The organism is Mesorhizobium escarrei, assembly GCF_935825525.1.
Classification (GTDB): Bacteria; Pseudomonadota; Alphaproteobacteria; order Rhizobiales; family Rhizobiaceae; genus Mesorhizobium; species Mesorhizobium escarrei.
Map to the genome: position 1 here is coordinate 177,123 of NZ_CAKXZT010000140.1, position 15,300 is coordinate 192,422.

Consider the following 15,300-nt stretch of genomic DNA (forward strand, 5'->3'; position numbering starts at 1 on the left):
CCGCAAGGGAGAGATCGGCGGCGTCACCGACGGCGCCTGGTCAGGCGGATGACATGCACCACCCATCAGATCGCCAGCCCCTTGGTCAATTCGAGCGCCTGGCGCTCGAACAGCCGGCGGTAGATGCCGCCTTGCAGCCGGATCAGTTGATCATGCGAGCCCTCCTCGACGATGCGGCCGCGATCGAACCACCAGAAGCCTGTCCAGCGCCCGCACCGTCGAAAGCCGGTGCGCGATGACCAGCGTCGTGCGGCCGACCATCAACCGCTCCATCGCCTGCTGGATCAGCACCTCCGATTCCGAATCGAGGCTCGACGTCGCCTCGTCCAGAATGAGGATCCGCGCATCGGCGAGGAAGGCCCGCGCGATCGCCACCCGCTGGCGCTCGCCGCCCGATAGTTTCACACCGCGCTCGCCGACCAGCGTGCGATAGCCTTTCGGCAGATCGACGATGAAGTCGTGCGCGCTTGCCAGCCGTGCGGCATGCTCGATCTCGGCTTGCGTCGCGCTCGGCCGGGCATAGGCGATGTTTTCGGCCAGCGACCGGTGGAACAGGATCGGCTCCTGCTGGACGATGGCAATCTGCCCGCGCAGCGATTCCTGCGCCACCCCGGAGATGTCCTGGCCGTCGATCAGGATCGTTCCCGCGTTCACGTCGTAAAGCCGCTGGATCAGCTTGACGAAGGTCGTCTTGCCCGAGCCCGAATGGCCGACCAGCCCGACGCGCTCCCCCGGCGCGATGTCCACCGAAAAGTCGCGATACAGCGGCAGTCGGTGGCTGCCGTAATGGAAGGTGACGTTGTCGAAGCTGATGCGGCCGTCGGTGATGCGGATCGGTTTGGCGCCGGGCACATCCTCGATGCCGAGCGGCTCGGACTGGAAGTCGACCAGTTCCTCCATGTCGTTGATCGAGCGCTGCAGATTGCGGATATGCGTACCGATATCGCGCAAATAGCCTTGCAGCACGAAGAACGAGGTCAGCACGAAGGTGACATCGCCGGCGCTCGCCTGCCCCCACGACCACAAAAGCAGGGAAAATCCGACCACCGCTGTTCGCAGAAGCAGCAGCATCGACCCTTGCGTGGTGCCGTTGATGGTGCCGCGCACCCAGGTGCGGCGCGTGCGGGCGCGCCATCTGGCGACGACTTTGGCGAGGCGCCTTTCCTCGCGTTCCTCAGCGCCAAAACCCTTGACCACGGCGTTGCAGCTCACCGCATCGGCCAGCGAGCCGCCCAGGCGCGTGTCCCATGCATTGGCAAGCCTTGCCGCGGGCGCGACATAGCCAAGCGACAGCAGCGCCGACACCGCGATGAACAGCACCGAGCCTGCGGCGACCACAGCACCCATCAGCGGCCAGAACCAGCCAAGCAGCAGCGTCGAGCCGACGAGCATGACGACGGACGGCAGCAGCGCGATCAGGATCGTGTCGTTGAGCAGGTCGAGCGCCCACATGCCACGGGTTATCTTGCGCACCGTCGATCCGGCGAAGCTGTTGGCGTGCCAGTCGGTGGAGAAGCGCTGGACGCGGTGGAAGGCGTCGGCGGCGATATCCGCCATCATCTTCAGGGTCAGTTCGACGATGGCCATGAAGGCGAGGTTGCGCAGCACGACACCGGTAAGCGCCAGCGCCACCAGCATCGAAAAGGCCGCCATCGCCGCGTTCCAGGCGACATCGTCGGCCGCAGCACTGCTGGCGACGGCGTCGACCAGCCGTCCGGAATAGAGCGGCGTCAGCACGTCGGCCAAGGTCGACAGCAGCAACGTGCCCATGATGAGCGAAAGCCGCCACGGCTGGCGCCGCCAATGACTGAGCGTGAAGCCAAGGACGCTGCGAAAGGCGCCGGCGCGCAAATCGATCTGAAAACGAGCCATGATGTCATTCGGGCGCAAACGAGCCCGGTCCCGGTAAGGTCGAATTGAGAAAACCGCGTTAGGCGCGTTAGTGCCCAGGGAATGCGGAAGGTTCGGCATATTTGGCGGCTCGCCCAAATACGGGCGGCGACCGGCATCGACGAACGCCTGTTGTCAGATGGGCCTGGCCATTAAGGTGAAAACCTTCCAGCGCGCCATCTGAGGCCTAGGCTTCGCGGCCTCGCATAACGATGTCAAATCCTGGCATTCGGTCCTCCCATTAGAGCGACGTGCGTCCATTTGGACGCACAAAGTACGCTCTAACATCTTGATCTGCGCATCGCGCTTTCTGAAAATCGATCCCGATTTTCAGGCCGATGCGTAGAGATCGCGGAAAAGGCGTTTATAGAGATGCGTCAACGTGTCGCCAAGCCAGCAGCTTGCCGAAAGCGCATCTGGTCCAACTGGTGAGGCGATTTTGCAACAATCGCGGGTTGTGCACTTCCTCGCGGCAGCCATTTCACAAGAGCGAGAAACGGCGATCTATCCGCCATCCCTGAATCGGTTGGTGACGGGATAACGGCGGTCGCGGCCGAAATTCTTTTTGGTGATCTTCACGCCCGGCGCCGCCTGCCGGCGCTTGTATTCGGCGATGTAGAGCAGGTGCTCGATGCGCGTCACCGTTGCCCGATCGTGGCCGCGGGCAACGATCTCGTCGACACCCATCTCGTTCTCGACCAGACACTCCAATATGTCGTCCAGCACCGGATAGGGCGGCAGCGAATCCTGATCCGTCTGGTTCTCGCGCAGTTCCGCCGACGGCGCCTTGTCGATGATGTTGTTCGGGATCACCTCGCCGGAAGGGCCCAGCGCACCCGGCGGCACATGCGTATTGCGCCAGCGCGCCAGCGCATAGACCTGCATCTTGTAGAGGTCCTTGATCGGGTTGAAGCCACCATTCATGTCGCCGTAGAGCGTGGCGTAGCCAACCGACATCTCGCTCTTGTTGCCGGTGGTGACCACCATCGAGCCGAACTTGTTGGAGATTGCCATCAAAATGGTGCCGCGCGCGCGGCTCTGCAGGTTTTCTTCAGTGATGCCTTCCTTGGTGCCCTCGAAAAGCTGCGTCAGCGTATGCAGGAATCCCTCGACCGGCTCGAAGATCGGCACGATGTCGTAGCGGCAGCCGAGCGCGCGGGCGCAGTCCTCGGCGTCTGTAAGCGAGTCCTTTGAGGTATAGCGGTATGGCATCATCACGGCGCGCAGCCGCTCCTCGCCGAGCGCATCGACGGCAAGCGCTGCGCAAATCGCCGAATCGATGCCGCCGGAGAGGCCGAGCACGACGTTCCTAAAACCGTTCTTGTTGACGTAGTCGCGCAGGCCCAGCATGCAGGCGCGGTAATCGGCCTCCTCCTTTTCCGGGATTTTCGACATTGGTCCTTCGGAGCAGACCCAGCCCTCGGAATTATTTCCATTTTGCGCGCCTGCGGCGGCATTATTTCTATTTTGCGCGCCTGCGGCGGTGCGGTTGCGCTTCCAGGTAGTTACGTTGACCGCTTCCTCGAACTGGCTCATCTGGAAGGCCAGCGTCTTGTCGGAACCTATGGCAAACGACGCGCCGTCGAAGATCAGCTCGTCCTGGCCGCCGAGCTGGTTGGCGTAGATGATCGGCAGACCGCATTCGATGACCTGGCGTATGACAACCTGGTGGCGAACATCGACCTTGCCGCGATAATAGGGCGAGCCGTTCGGCACCAGCAGGATTTCCGCGCCGCTTTCGGCCAGCGTCTCGCAGACCCCGGCATCGCCCCAAATGTCTTCGCAGATCGGAATTCCCAGGCGCACGCCGCGGAAATTGACGGGCCCCTGGATTTCCGGGCCGGCCTGGAAGACGCGCTTCTCGTCGAATTCGCCGTAGTTCGGCAAATCGAGCTTGTAGCGCTCGGCAAGGATCTTGCCGCCATCGGCAAAGATGATCGAATTGTGCGTGCCGCTCTTGCGCTTCAGCGGCGTCCCGATGATGACGCCCGGCCCGCCATCGGCAGTGTCGCCAGCGAAGTCCTGCGCCGCCCGCTCGCAGGCCTTCAGGAACGCCGGCTTCAGCACCAGGTCTTCGGGCGGATAACCGGCGAGGAAAAGCTCGGTGAACAGCACGAGGTCGGCGCCTTGTCGGGCGGCATCCGCCCTCGCCTCGCGCGCCTTGACGAGATTGCCGGCGACATCGCCAACCGTTGGATTGAGCTGGGCGACGGCGATGCGCAATATGTCGGAAGCGGTCTTGTCGGTCATGCCTGCTGACTTAGCGCGACAGAATTCGCCGGGCAATGGCGTTTTTGCTTGGACCACCCCAGACTGAATGACCTATGTCATTCGTGTTTGACCGAATGACCCAGGTCATTCGTGTCAGACCGATCGGACCACCGATACCGATCGCGTCCTATTCGCCCATATATTCGCGCAGTGCCTGCGGCGAGTGGTTTTCGCCGATCGACATCGCCAGGATGCGCGAAATATGCCGGCGCGGCAGCCCGGTATCCGCCGCCCAGGCATTGATCTGATTCTGGATCTTGTCGAGATCCCGCTTCGAGGTCGGGTGTTCGGCGACGTCCAGGCCAGCGTCGCGAAGTGCGGCCGCCATGTCGCTTGAGACGATGAAGGCGTCCCACTCCAGCCACCTCAGAAAATACTGGCCGGTATTGCCGCCGAGCCGGCTGCCATGCTTGGCGAGATAGGCCATCAGCCCAACCTGGTCGTCTTCTGGCCAGTCGGCGAGGAACCTGCCAAAGCCGCCATGCTCCTTCGACACAAGCTCGACGAAGGCCGCGTTTTCGCGAACCGACTTGATCTTCTGCGGATTGCGCACGATGCGCTCGTCGGCCGTCAAATCGTGCCAGAAATCGTCAGGCTGGAACAACAGCCGTTTCGGCTCAAAGCCGAGAAACGCTTGTTCGAAACCCGGCCATTTCTGCTCGATGACCCGCCAGACGAAGCCGGCGGCAAAAACACGCTCGGCCATCGTCGACAGGATGCGGTCGTCGGTAATGTCAGCCACCGCGGCATTGTCGGGCATCGGCCCCAGCAGCGACGCCAGCACCGCTTCCCCGCCCTTGCGTTTGGCCGCGCGGGCGCGGATTTTCTGAAAATCCATCATTGTTTCCTCACCCTGTCGCGTCAATCTACCACTTCCCGTGCGAACCGGCAGCCTCTACGTCTATCGCTGACGACGGAAGCGACAATGAACAAGACGATCGAAGATTTGGCAAAGCGCTGGTTGAGGCGAAGGCCAGATGGCCTAAGCCAGGTCGAGAACCAGGTGCTGCAAAGCACGCTCGAACGCACCACGATCGCGAAGGACACCAACAAAGCCGTCGCATTTCACCAGACGTTTGGCGACCGCCTCGCCGACACCATCGCCCGGATCGGCGGCTCGTGGTCCTTCATCCTTGGCTTCCTCGCCTTCCTGATCCTGTGGACGTCAGGCAATGCCTGGCTGTTGTCGCGCGATGCCTTCGATCCCTATCCCTTCATCTTCCTCAACCTTATCCTCTCGATGGTCGCTGCGCTGCAGGCGCCGGTGATCATGATGGCGCAGAACCGCCAGGCCGAGCGCGACCGCATCGACGCCGCCCACGACTACGAGGTCAATCTCAAGGCCGAGATCGAGATCATGGCGCTGCATGAGAAGCTGGACGAATTGCGCCACAGCCAGATCATTGGCATGCGCGACGAGATCGCGCAGTTGGCCGAGCAGGTGAAGCGGATCGACGAGATTCTGTCGAAGCAGCGGACGCGCTCATGACGGATGCCATTCATAATCTCATCGAGCAATATGGGCTGATTGCCGTCTTTCTGGGCTGTGTCGCCGAGGGCGAAAGTGCCGCCCTCCTCGGCGGGTTTTTCGCGCATCAGCATGTTTTCGTCCTGTGGCAGGCGTTTCTGGCGGCAGCCATCGGCGCCTTTCTCGGCGACACTTTCTTCTTCACCCTCGGACGAAGCTTCGCCGATCATCCGCTCGTGATCAAATTGAGAGGTCGGCCAGGCTTCAGCCACGCCTATCGTCTCGTCTCCAACCATCCCGATATTTTCGTGCTGTCGAACCGCTTCATTTACGGCCTGCGCCTGGTCGGCGGCATCGCGGCCGGATTCTCCGGCATTGCCGTGACGCGCTTTGTCATTCTCAACGCCATTTCATCGATGATCTGGGCCGGACTGTTCACCACCATCGGCTATGTGTTCGGGCTGGGCGCGGAGCGCATCGTCGGCGAGGCGTTGGTCCGTCACGAGCGATTGCTGATCGCCCTGGCGATTGGCCTGGGCGTGGCCGTCCTTGCCTGGTTCGCCGCTCATCATGTCGCTAAGAAAGAACGTGCCAAGGACGCTAAGGAGACGTGAGGATCAGCCGACACCGAGCGCGCGGCCACGATCGAGTATCAGCGGGATGATCAGGTCTTCCTCGTCGGCAAGGTGCCGGGTCAGCATGGCGATCAGCCGGCTGTTCTCGTCGGCATAGGCATCGGCGGCAAAGCGCTGCTTGTCCTCGCTCTCCTGAAGCGTGCGGATGAAAGCGTTTGCGGCCTCGGCATTGCGCTCCAGCCCTTCATGGATCGTATGATGATCGGCATCGAGAATCTCGAAGCCGCGCCTCAGCCGGGTCTCGGCCTTGGCGAAGACCGGAAAATAATGGATATCCTCGACATTGTGGTGGCCGTCGAGATGCCCAAGAAAATGGTTGAGGCGCGGCGCGAACCAGCGCGCGAATTCCGTCGCCGTCAGCCTGCCCTCGCGATAGTCGCCAATGCCGTTGGTCAGCATGCCGCCGAGCTCGCGAAACATGTCGTGCCGCTGCAGCCACATAGTGGCGATGCCGTGGATGTTGGCGTGGCCCTGCCAGACCTCGCGCGGGTATTTATCGGTCAGCCAGCGCAAATCGTCCGGCAGGCCCGCGCGTTCGAGCAGCAGGGAATCGACGGTCATATCGGTCTCCTCAGACCATGATCCCGGAAAGTGGATACCGGTTTTCGGAACAGATCATGGGATCAGGTCGTGGTGACCGGCATGTAGGGATTTGATGGCTAGATCGGTAGCCCCAAGATTCGCTCGATGATGGCGATGCCCCAGACGCCGGCAACGATCACCACCGAAATCAGCACCGCCAGCGAACCGCAGTCCTTGGCGAGCTGGATATCGACGTTGAATTCCCGGCTGAACGCATCGCATGCGGCCTCGATGCCAGTGTTCAGCACTTCGACCAGGATCAGCAGCAGCACCGCGCCGATCAGCAGCGCATAGCCGCGCCACGACACCGAAACTACCCAGCCGAGCGGCAGGGCCAGCACGAGCAGCATCAGTTCCTGCTGGAAGGCTTTTTCGCTGGAAGCCAATTTGCGAAATGCCCGCACTGAATTGTAAAAAGCATCGATCAGCCGCTGCATGCCAAACCTTTTCCGAATCACCGGCAGGGGATAGCGCAATGGCCGGATCAAGGGAATAAGGCGATCGCTGCAAAAAATCAGTCGCCGGCGAGCTTGTCACTCATCCGGCGACCTTGATCGACGGCGTCGACTTCTCGAACTGCGGCAGCTCATCGTCGATCGTGTAATAGTCGCCCTTGTCGCCGACGAAGATGTGGCATTGGCCCTGAAGTCCGGTGGGCTTGTCGAACAGTCCGGCCAGAACCGAGATATATTCATCATCCTGCTGCTTCCAGAACAGCAGCGAGCCGCATGTCTTGCAGAAACCGCGCCTGGCAAACGAAGATGCTTCGTACCAGGTGACGCTTTCCGCGCCCATAATTGTGATGTCTGCGTCGGGAACATTGGTTGCAGCGTAGAAATGCCCGCTCTGCTTCCGGCACTGCGAGCAGTGGCAGTAGACGATGCCGCGCAAGGCCCCTCGCGTCTTGAACCGCACAGCCCCGCACAGGCATGATCCGCTATGAGTGCCGTCCATCTCGCCTCCACACGCAGTCGTCATCCTTGGCGTCGCTTGCCAGGATTCCAGTTTTGCAGCGCCTGCGCCCAAGCAAATGCGACATTCGACGGGCGTGTTCCGCACAGCACGTTTGGACAAAGCGCGATGGGGAGCCCCGCGAGCAGCCTCTCGGCAGTGCACAAATTGTTTAAGGCCAGCGTCTTTCCATATGAATTTTCACGGGCTATATTTTCATCAGAAAGGAGAAGATGCCGACAATGCAACCCCATCCCGCCGCCAATACGGCCGAAAATGCAGTCCTGACCAAGGCCACGCTGCGCGCCGCCGACCTGCTGGACATTACCGCCAGGATTCTGGCCTCCATCATCGGGGTTTCCGAAGCCACGGTTTCTCGCATGCGCAGGCACGAGTTCCTGCTGGAGCGTGGAACCAAGCCGTTCGAGCTTGCCGTGCTGTTCGTCCGCCTGTTTCGCTCGCTCGACGCCATTGTCGGCGGCGACGAGACCGTCGCCCGGGCATGGCTGAAGAACGCCAACACGGCCTTCGATGGCACCCCGCTCGAAAAAATCGTGACGATAGCAGGACTAGTCGATGTCATCGCCTATCTGGACTCCCGACGCGCTCTCGTCTGAGGCCGCCAAACTTTATGGTAAATATTGGCTCGATGGCAAATACTGGCGCATAGTCGAGGCGCAGCACCGCGTCTCGACATTGAAAGTCGTCGACACGCTCGACGAGCAGGCCGTCCTCGAAGACCTGATCGAGGAAACCAAGCCGCAAGTTCCCTTGGAATGCCGGCATCTGCACTATCTCCTGGCAACACCCTTCCGCTACGGCTCGATCTACCCGCACGGTTCACGCTTCCGCCGCGCCGGCAGGACCAAGGGCGTCTACTATGCGGCGGAAACCGTGATGACCGCAGTTTCCGAAATGGCTTTTTACCGCCTGCTGTTCTTCGCGGAATCGCCGAATACGCCGTGGCCGCACGACGCCGCCGAATACACCGCCTTCGCCGCCGCGATACGCAGCACAAAAATGATCGACCTGACGCGGCCGCCGCTCGACCGCGACGCGGCGGCGTGGACGCACCCGACCGACTATGCGGCCTGCCAAAATGTTGCTGATGTCGCGCGCGAAGCCGGGCTGGAGGCGATCCGCTATCGCTCCGTGCGCGACCCGAAAGGCGCCAATGTGGCGCTGCTGGCATGTAGCGGCTTTGCCAAGCCGAAACCGCTGGAACCCCATACCTGGCGCATCCGGCTGGGCGCCTTCGGCGTGCAGGCGATCTGTGAGTTCCCGGAAAAGCGGATCGAGTTTTCCAGGACGGCCTTTGCTGCCGATCCCCGGCTCAACGCACTGCGCTGGGAGCGCGGGCGCTAACTGGATCCTGGCTAAAAACGACGTTGGGTTGCGCCTCAACCGGCAGGTGCGTAGCGCAGCAGCGTCACGCAATAGGTAAGGCTTTCCTTACCAAGCGGCCTCAAGGTCAGCGACAGGCCGGACTGGAAGTACGGCTTGCCGCGTCCCCATTTCAGATTTCATGCCATTGACAAGGATTGCCAAACTCTCATTTCTCGGGCGAAGCCCAGAGGCAGAGGAAGCGACATGGCGACGATGAACGTAAGCCTTCCAAGCGATATGGTCGAATTCGTGGAGCATGAAGTCTCCCAAGGCGGGTACGGCTCCTCAAGTGAAGTCGTCAGAGAAGCGCTGCGCTTGCTGCGACACGAAAAGGCCCAACAGGCGGAGAAACTCGCCATCCTTCGGCGTGAAATCAGTATTGGGGTGGAAGCCGCCGACGCAAGACGCTTCTCCACGAAAAGCGTAAGTGAAATGCTCGAATCGCCCAGGAGATGATGCACGAGCTTATCGAACCCGCCGAACGCGACATCAGGGACATCTTGCGAAGCACGATGCAGATGTTCGGTCCGCAGCAAGTCCGGCCCGCATCATCGAACTTGGTATCCAGCTAGTCGCGGAAGACCCGGATCGGCAAGAGCCAAGGTCGGCAGCCCGGACATACCCGACGGTGATGAGCCGTCCGGTGGTCCGGGTTCCTCAGGGAATTTCTCTGGCGCTTCTTGACCGATGGCGACTGAAATCAGCCGTTGACGGCCTGCTTGTGCTGGACCGGGTGGCTTTTCTTGAGCAGGTCCGAGACCAGGAAGGCCAGTTCGATCGCCTGGTCGGCGTTGAGGCGCGGGTCGCAATGGGTGTGGTAGCGATCCTGCAATTCCTCGGCGGTGATGGCGCGGGCGCCGCCGGTGCATTCGGTGACGTTCTTGCCGGTCATCTCGATATGAATGCCGCCCGGATGCGTGCCTTCGGCGCGATGCACCTCGAAGAAGCTCTGAACTTCCTTCAGGATGCGATCGAACGGCCGTGTCTTGTAGCCGGCGGCCTCGATCGTGTTGCCATGCATCGGATCCGACGACCACACCACGCTGCGACCTTCCTTCTGCACCGCGCGGACCAGCTTCGGCAGATGCTCGGCGACCTTGTCGGAGCCGAAGCGCGCGATCAGCGTCAGCCGGCCGGGGTCGTTTTCCGGATTGAGGAGGTCGATGAGCTGCAGCAAGCCGTCCGGCGTCAGCGACGGGCCGCATTTCAGGCCGAGCGGGTTCTTGATGCCACGGCAGTATTCGACATGGGCATGGTCGGGCTGGCGGGTGCGATCGCCGATCCAGATCATGTGGCCGGATGTTGCATACCAGTCGCCCGAGGTCGAATCGACGCGGGTCAGCGCCTCCTCATAGCCGAGCAGCAGCGCCTCGTGGCTGGTGTAGAAGTCGGTCTCGCGCAGCGCGTAATTGGTCTCCGAGGTGATGCCGACAGCCTTCATGAAGTCCATCGTCTCGGTGATGCGGTTGGCGAGCGACTCGTATTTCTCGCCCTGCGGGCTGTCGGACACGAAGCCCAGCATCCATTGATGCACGTTCTCCAGGCTGGCGTAGCCGCCCTGCGCAAAAGCGCGCAACAAGTTGAGCGTCGCCGCCGACTGGCGGTACGCCATCTCCTGGCGTGCAGGATCGGGCATACGCGACTTGGCGTCGAACTCGATGCCGTTGATGATGTCGCCGCGATAGCTTGGCAACGTCACGCCGCCCTTCGTCTCGTTGTCGGACGAGCGCGGCTTGGCGAACTGGCCGGCGACACGGCCGACCTTCACCACCGGCTGCGCGCCGGCGAAGGTCAGCACCACAGACATCTGCAGGAAGACGCGGAAGAAGTCGCGGATGTTGTCCGCGCCATGCTCGGCAAAACTCTCTGCGCAGTCGCCGCCCTGCAGAAGGAATGCGTCACCGGCAGCGACGGTCGCAAGCTGCTTCTTCAGCTTGCGTGCCTCACCTGCAAAAACCAGCGGTGGAAACGTGGCGAGCTGGGCTTCCGTGTTCTTCAGTGCGGCAAGATCCGGATAGGCAGGAACCTGCTGGATCGGCTTTGCTCTCCACGAATTCGGCGACCATTTCGTCATCGTTGCACCCAAAATTCTTTCCAGCGGGTGCTATCGCCCGCCATTTCGCCCCCAATATGGGGATTGCGGCTCCATACACGAAGCCGATTTCCTATTCTAGACCGGATTTGGACGTGTGGCGAATGGCCGTGATGCCCCAGGAACTGCCGGCGTAGTCATTGGCCAAAGCACTAGCAACGCCTTGCTACGCGGCCTTCTCCACCAGCCGAGCCAATTGCGTCATGACGACGGCGGCCCCGGCCAGCCGCTTTTCAGGTGTCGGCCAGTCGCGGACGAAAACGACGCTGTGGTCCGGCCTGATCTTGGCCAGCGAGCCCTGCTCGCCGATCAAGGTGACCAGTCCGACGGGGTTAGAGAACTCCCGCTTGCGGAAGTGGATGACGACGCCCTTTGGCCCGGCATCGAGCTTTTCGACATTGGCCTTGCGGCACAGCGCCTTGATGAAGACGATCTTCAACAGATGCTTCACTTCCTCCGGCAAAGCTCCGAAGCGGTCGATCAGCTCGGCGCCGAAAGCGTCGATCTCCTCGGTGTTTTCGAGATCGCCGAGGCGGCGATAGAGCGCCAGCCGCAGTTGCAGGTCCGGAACGTAGCTTTCGGGGATCATCACCGCGGTGCCGACGGCGATCTGCGGCGACCAGCCGCCATCCTGCACCTCGCCGGAATCCTTGACCTCGGCGACGGCCTCTTCCAGCATCTGCTGGTAGAGCTCGAAGCCGACCTCCTTGATGTGGCCAGACTGCTCCTCGCCGAGAAGATTGCCGGCGCCGCGGATATCGAGATCGTGGCTGGCGAGTTGAAAGCCGGCGCCCAGCGTGTCTAGCGACTGCAGCACCTTCAGCCGGCGCTCGGCGGTGTCGGTCAGCTTGCGGTTGGCCGGCAGCGTGAACAGCGCATAGGCGCGCACCTTGGAGCGGCCGACGCGGCCGCGCAGCTGGTAGAGTTGCGACAGGCCGAACACGTCGGCGCGATGCACGATCAGCGTGTTGGCGGTCGGGATATCGAGGCCGGATTCGACGATGGTGGTCGACAGCAGCACGTCGTACTGGCCGTCGTAGAAGGCATTCATGATGTCGTCGAGCTCGCCGGGCGGCATCTGGCCGTGAGCGACAGCCACCTTCAGCTCGGGCACGGATTCACGAAGGAAATCATGGACTTCCGCCAGATCGCTGATGCGTGGCACGACATAGAAGGAATGGCCGCCGCGGTAGCGTTCCCGTAGCAGGGTCTCGCGGATGACCAGCGGGTCGAAAGGCGAAATGAAGGTGCGGACCGCCAGGCGGTCGACCGGCGGCGTTGCGATCAGCGACAGTTCGCGCACCCCGGTCAGCGCCAGTTGCAGCGTGCGCGGGATCGGCGTCGCCGACAGCGTCAGCACATGCACGTCGCTCTTCAGGTCCTTCAGCCGCTCCTTGTGCTTGACGCCAAAATGCTGCTCCTCGTCGATGATCAACAGGCCGAGATTCTTGAACGAGATCGACGAGCCGAGCAGCGCGTGAGTGCCGACGACGATGTCGACGGTGCCTTCGGCGATGCCCTTTTTCGTCTCGGCCAGTTCCTTGGCGCCGACCAGCCGCGAGGCCTGGGCGACGCGGATCGGCAGGCCGGAGAAGCGCTGCGAGAAGGTCTTGAGATGCTGGCGCGACAGAAGCGTCGTCGGCACCACCACCGCGACTTGAAAACCTTCCATCGCCGCGATGAAGGCGGCGCGAAGTGCAACTTCGGTCTTGCCGAAGCCGACATCGCCGCAGATCAGCCGGTCCATCGGCTTTCCGGCGCCCAGATCGCCCATGACCGAATCGATCGCCGTCTGCTGGTCGTCGGTCTCCTCATAAGGAAACCGCGCGGCGAATTCGTCATAGAGACCGTCCGCCGGCACCAGCGCAGGGGCGGTGCGCATCTGCCGCTCGGCGGCGATGCGGATCAACTGCCCGGCCATGTCGAGCAGGCGTTTCTTCAGCCGCGCTTTTCTGGACTGCCAGGCGCCGCCGCCAAGCTTGTCCAATGTCGCTTCGGCCGAATCCGAGCCATAGCGCGACAGCAGCTCGATGTTCTCCACCGGCAGGAACAGCCGGTCGTCGCCGGCATAGTGGATTTCGAGGCAATCATGCGGCGCGCCGACCGCCTCGATGGTGCGCAGCCCGATGAAGCGGCCGATACCGTGGTCGCTATGGACGACGATGTCGCCGGAGGACAACGCCGAGGCCTCGGCGATGAAATCGGAAGGACGCTTCTTGCGCTTCGAGCGACGGATGAGCCGGTCGCCCAGAATGTCCTGCTCGGCGACGACGACCAGTTTCTCGGTCTCGAAGCCGGATTCGAGCGGCAGCACGGCAAGTCCCGCCTGCCCCGGTTCGAGCTTTTCCGCCTCGGCCAGCGTGGCGACCGGCTCGAGATTGCCGAGATGATGCTCGGCCAGGATCTGGCCGAGCCGGTCGAGCGAACCTTCGGTCCAGCCGGCGACGACGACGCTGCGGCGGGCGGCGCGCTCGTCGGCAATGTGTTTTACGACGACGTCGAAGACGTTGATGTTGGGGTCGGCGCGTTCCTCGACGAAGCTGCGGCCATGCCGCGAGCCGGCATGGAAGATTTTCTTGGCGCCGGCGTCGGGCGCGTCGAAGGGCGTGAAGTCGATCGCTTCGCGCGGGCCAAGCGAGGCGATGAGGTTTTCGGGCGACAGATATAGCAGGTCGGGCGGCACCGGCTTGTAGGGGACGGCGTCCTTCAGCGCACCGTCGGCTTGCTTCCTGCGTGCCTCGTAATGGTCGAGGATCAGCGCATGGCGCTCCGCCAGCGCCTCATGCGCCAGATGGTCGAACACGACAGGCGTGTCGGGCAGATAGTCGAACACCGTCTCCAGCCGCTCGTAGAAGAACGGCAGCCAATGTTCCATGCCGGCGAAACGCCGTCCCTCGCTGACCGCCGCATACAGCCCATCGTCGCGCGAGGGCGCGCCAAAAGCTTCGATATAGGAGCGGCGGAAACGGCTGATGGTCTCCGGCGTCAGCGCCACTTCGCTCATCGCCTGCAGCGCCATCGACTTGCGCTGGCCGGTGGTGCGCTGCGTGGCGGCGTCGAAGACGCGGATCGATTCCAGTGTATCGCCGAAGAAATCGAGCCGCAGCGCTTCCGTCCAGCCCGGCGCGAACAGGTCCAGAATGCCGCCGCGCACGGCGAACTCGCCGACGCCGCGCACGGTCGGCACCCGTTCGAAGCCTGATATGTCCAGTCGCGACGCCAGTGCGTTCATGTCGATCTGGTTGCCGGGTTTGGCGTGAAATGTCTGCGCCTCGACAAGGCTTGCCGGCGGAATGCGCTGCAGCAGCGCGTTGGCGGTGGTCAGGATGACGGCGCGGTGTGGGTTTTTTGCCAGCGCGATCATCGCGGTGAGCGCGTCGAGCCGCCGCGCGGCTGCATCCGAGCCGGGCGAAACGCGGTCATAGGGCAGACAATCCCAGGCCGGCAGCTCGAGCACCGGCAGGCCAGGAGCGGCGAATGAAAGCGCCTCGACGATCGAAGGCAGGCGCTGGCCGTCGCGTGCCACGAACAGCACCGGCTTGTCGGGCGCGATCTCGTGCGCGGCCTGCACCAGCGCGAAGGCTTCGTAACCGTCGGCAACGCCGTCGACGATGAACTGGCCGGCGCGGCCTTTCGGCAGGCCGATCGAGGGAATGAGGCTCATGGATTACACGTCGTTCAGAATGTCATCGTCTGGCGCGACGCCAGGATTTTTTGCAGGACGGCACAGTCGATGTCAGCCGGAATCGGCCGCTCGCCGGTGATCACGGGCAGGAACTCGGTGTCGGCAACGTCGAGGAGCCTCTCATATTGGTCGAGTTCGTCGCCGGTCAAGGCGCCGATCTCGGCGTCGGCGAAACTGCCGAGAATAAGGTCCATTTCGCGCATGCCGCGATGCCAGGATCGAAACAGAAGCTTGCGGCGGCGGGCGTCGAGCCCCTCGCTTGATCGTCTCGTTCCCGTCATCGTCCAGCATCCTTGCCTGAAGCGGCGCATATAGCGTGGATAGAGCGCGGTGTCAGCCT

General features: G+C 62.4%; 13 protein-coding genes and 1 pseudogene. 5 read left to right on the forward strand and 9 right to left on the reverse strand.

Annotated elements, in window-relative coordinates; translation table 11 throughout:
- Positions 1 to 65: 65 nt before the first annotated feature.
- From NMG80_RS22905 to NMG80_RS22915, 3 genes and pseudogenes are all read right to left on the reverse strand, one after another.
- A pseudogene (locus NMG80_RS22905) lies at positions 66 to 1,872 on the reverse strand (ABC transporter ATP-binding protein).
- A gap of 522 nt (positions 1,873 to 2,394) precedes the next feature.
- Positions 2,395 to 4,140 carry an NAD+ synthase gene (locus NMG80_RS22910; RefSeq protein ID WP_254020212.1) on the reverse strand — a complete coding sequence of 582 codons (1,746 nt, stop codon included), beginning with the start codon at positions 4,138 to 4,140 and terminating at the stop codon, positions 2,395 to 2,397.
- Between the two features lie 148 nt (positions 4,141 to 4,288).
- Positions 4,289 to 5,002 carry a DNA-3-methyladenine glycosylase I gene (locus tag NMG80_RS22915; RefSeq protein ID WP_254020213.1) on the reverse strand — a complete coding sequence of 238 codons (714 nt, stop codon included), beginning with the start codon at positions 5,000 to 5,002 and terminating at the stop codon, positions 4,289 to 4,291.
- An 84-nt stretch (positions 5,003 to 5,086) separates the two neighbouring features.
- Between NMG80_RS22915 and NMG80_RS22920 the strand changes: the two genes are divergently transcribed.
- Both NMG80_RS22920 and NMG80_RS22925 read left to right on the forward strand, forming a co-directional pair.
- A complete protein-coding gene (locus tag NMG80_RS22920; protein ID WP_254020214.1) occupies positions 5,087 to 5,650 on the forward strand; it encodes a DUF1003 domain-containing protein in 564 nt (187 codons plus the stop codon).
- Positions 5,647 to 6,243 carry a DedA family protein gene (locus NMG80_RS22925; RefSeq protein ID WP_254020215.1) on the forward strand — a complete coding sequence of 199 codons (597 nt, stop codon included), beginning with the start codon at positions 5,647 to 5,649 and terminating at the stop codon, positions 6,241 to 6,243. Before NMG80_RS22920 ends, NMG80_RS22925 begins: the two co-directional genes overlap by 4 nt.
- A 3-nt stretch (positions 6,244 to 6,246) precedes the next feature.
- Here NMG80_RS22925 and NMG80_RS22930 read toward each other — a convergent pair whose 3' ends face one another.
- The 3 genes from NMG80_RS22930 to NMG80_RS22940 all read right to left on the reverse strand — a co-directional run bounded on the left by NMG80_RS22930 (position 6,247) and on the right by NMG80_RS22940 (position 7,800).
- Complete coding sequence (locus NMG80_RS22930) at positions 6,247 to 6,825, reverse strand: hemerythrin domain-containing protein (protein WP_254020216.1); 579 nt, start codon at positions 6,823 to 6,825, stop codon at positions 6,247 to 6,249.
- A 98-nt stretch (positions 6,826 to 6,923) separates the two neighbouring features.
- The gene (locus NMG80_RS22935; protein WP_254020217.1) at positions 6,924 to 7,283 is read right to left on the reverse strand and encodes a diacylglycerol kinase; all 360 of its coding nucleotides are present in this window, start codon (positions 7,281 to 7,283) and stop codon (positions 6,924 to 6,926) included.
- 100 nt (positions 7,284 to 7,383) lie between these two features.
- Positions 7,384 to 7,800: a GFA family protein gene (locus NMG80_RS22940; RefSeq protein ID WP_254020218.1), complete on the reverse strand. Its 417-nt coding sequence runs from the start codon at positions 7,798 to 7,800 to the stop codon at positions 7,384 to 7,386.
- A 230-nt stretch (positions 7,801 to 8,030) separates the two neighbouring features.
- Between NMG80_RS22940 and NMG80_RS22945 the strand changes: the two genes are divergently transcribed.
- From NMG80_RS22945 to NMG80_RS22955, 3 genes are all read left to right on the forward strand, one after another.
- Positions 8,031 to 8,414 (forward strand): antitoxin Xre/MbcA/ParS toxin-binding domain-containing protein, encoded by a 384-nt coding sequence (locus NMG80_RS22945; RefSeq protein ID WP_436798655.1) that lies wholly within the window; start codon positions 8,031 to 8,033, stop codon positions 8,412 to 8,414.
- The gene (locus NMG80_RS22950; RefSeq protein ID WP_254020220.1) at positions 8,374 to 9,162 is read left to right on the forward strand and encodes an RES family NAD+ phosphorylase; all 789 of its coding nucleotides are present in this window, start codon (positions 8,374 to 8,376) and stop codon (positions 9,160 to 9,162) included. Before NMG80_RS22945 ends, NMG80_RS22950 begins: the two co-directional genes overlap by 41 nt.
- 225 nt (positions 9,163 to 9,387) lie before the next feature.
- Positions 9,388 to 9,639: a type II toxin-antitoxin system ParD family antitoxin gene (locus NMG80_RS22955; RefSeq protein WP_254020221.1), complete on the forward strand. Its 252-nt coding sequence runs from the start codon at positions 9,388 to 9,390 to the stop codon at positions 9,637 to 9,639.
- 244 nt (positions 9,640 to 9,883) lie between these two features.
- On the opposite strand, the gene NMG80_RS22960 is transcribed toward NMG80_RS22955, so the two are convergent.
- The 3 genes from NMG80_RS22960 to NMG80_RS22970 all read right to left on the reverse strand — a co-directional run bounded on the left by NMG80_RS22960 (position 9,884) and on the right by NMG80_RS22970 (position 15,241).
- Positions 9,884 to 11,257 carry a class II 3-deoxy-7-phosphoheptulonate synthase gene (locus NMG80_RS22960; RefSeq protein ID WP_254020222.1) on the reverse strand — a complete coding sequence of 458 codons (1,374 nt, stop codon included), beginning with the start codon at positions 11,255 to 11,257 and terminating at the stop codon, positions 9,884 to 9,886.
- Between the two features lie 184 nt (positions 11,258 to 11,441).
- Entirely contained in the window at positions 11,442 to 14,939 is a 3,498-nt protein-coding gene (gene mfd / locus NMG80_RS22965; protein WP_254020223.1) for a transcription-repair coupling factor, read from the reverse strand.
- A gap of 14 nt (positions 14,940 to 14,953) precedes the next feature.
- Positions 14,954 to 15,241 (reverse strand): FAD assembly factor SdhE, encoded by a 288-nt coding sequence (locus NMG80_RS22970; protein ID WP_254020224.1) that lies wholly within the window; start codon positions 15,239 to 15,241, stop codon positions 14,954 to 14,956.
- Between the last annotated feature and the right edge of the window lie 59 nt (positions 15,242 to 15,300).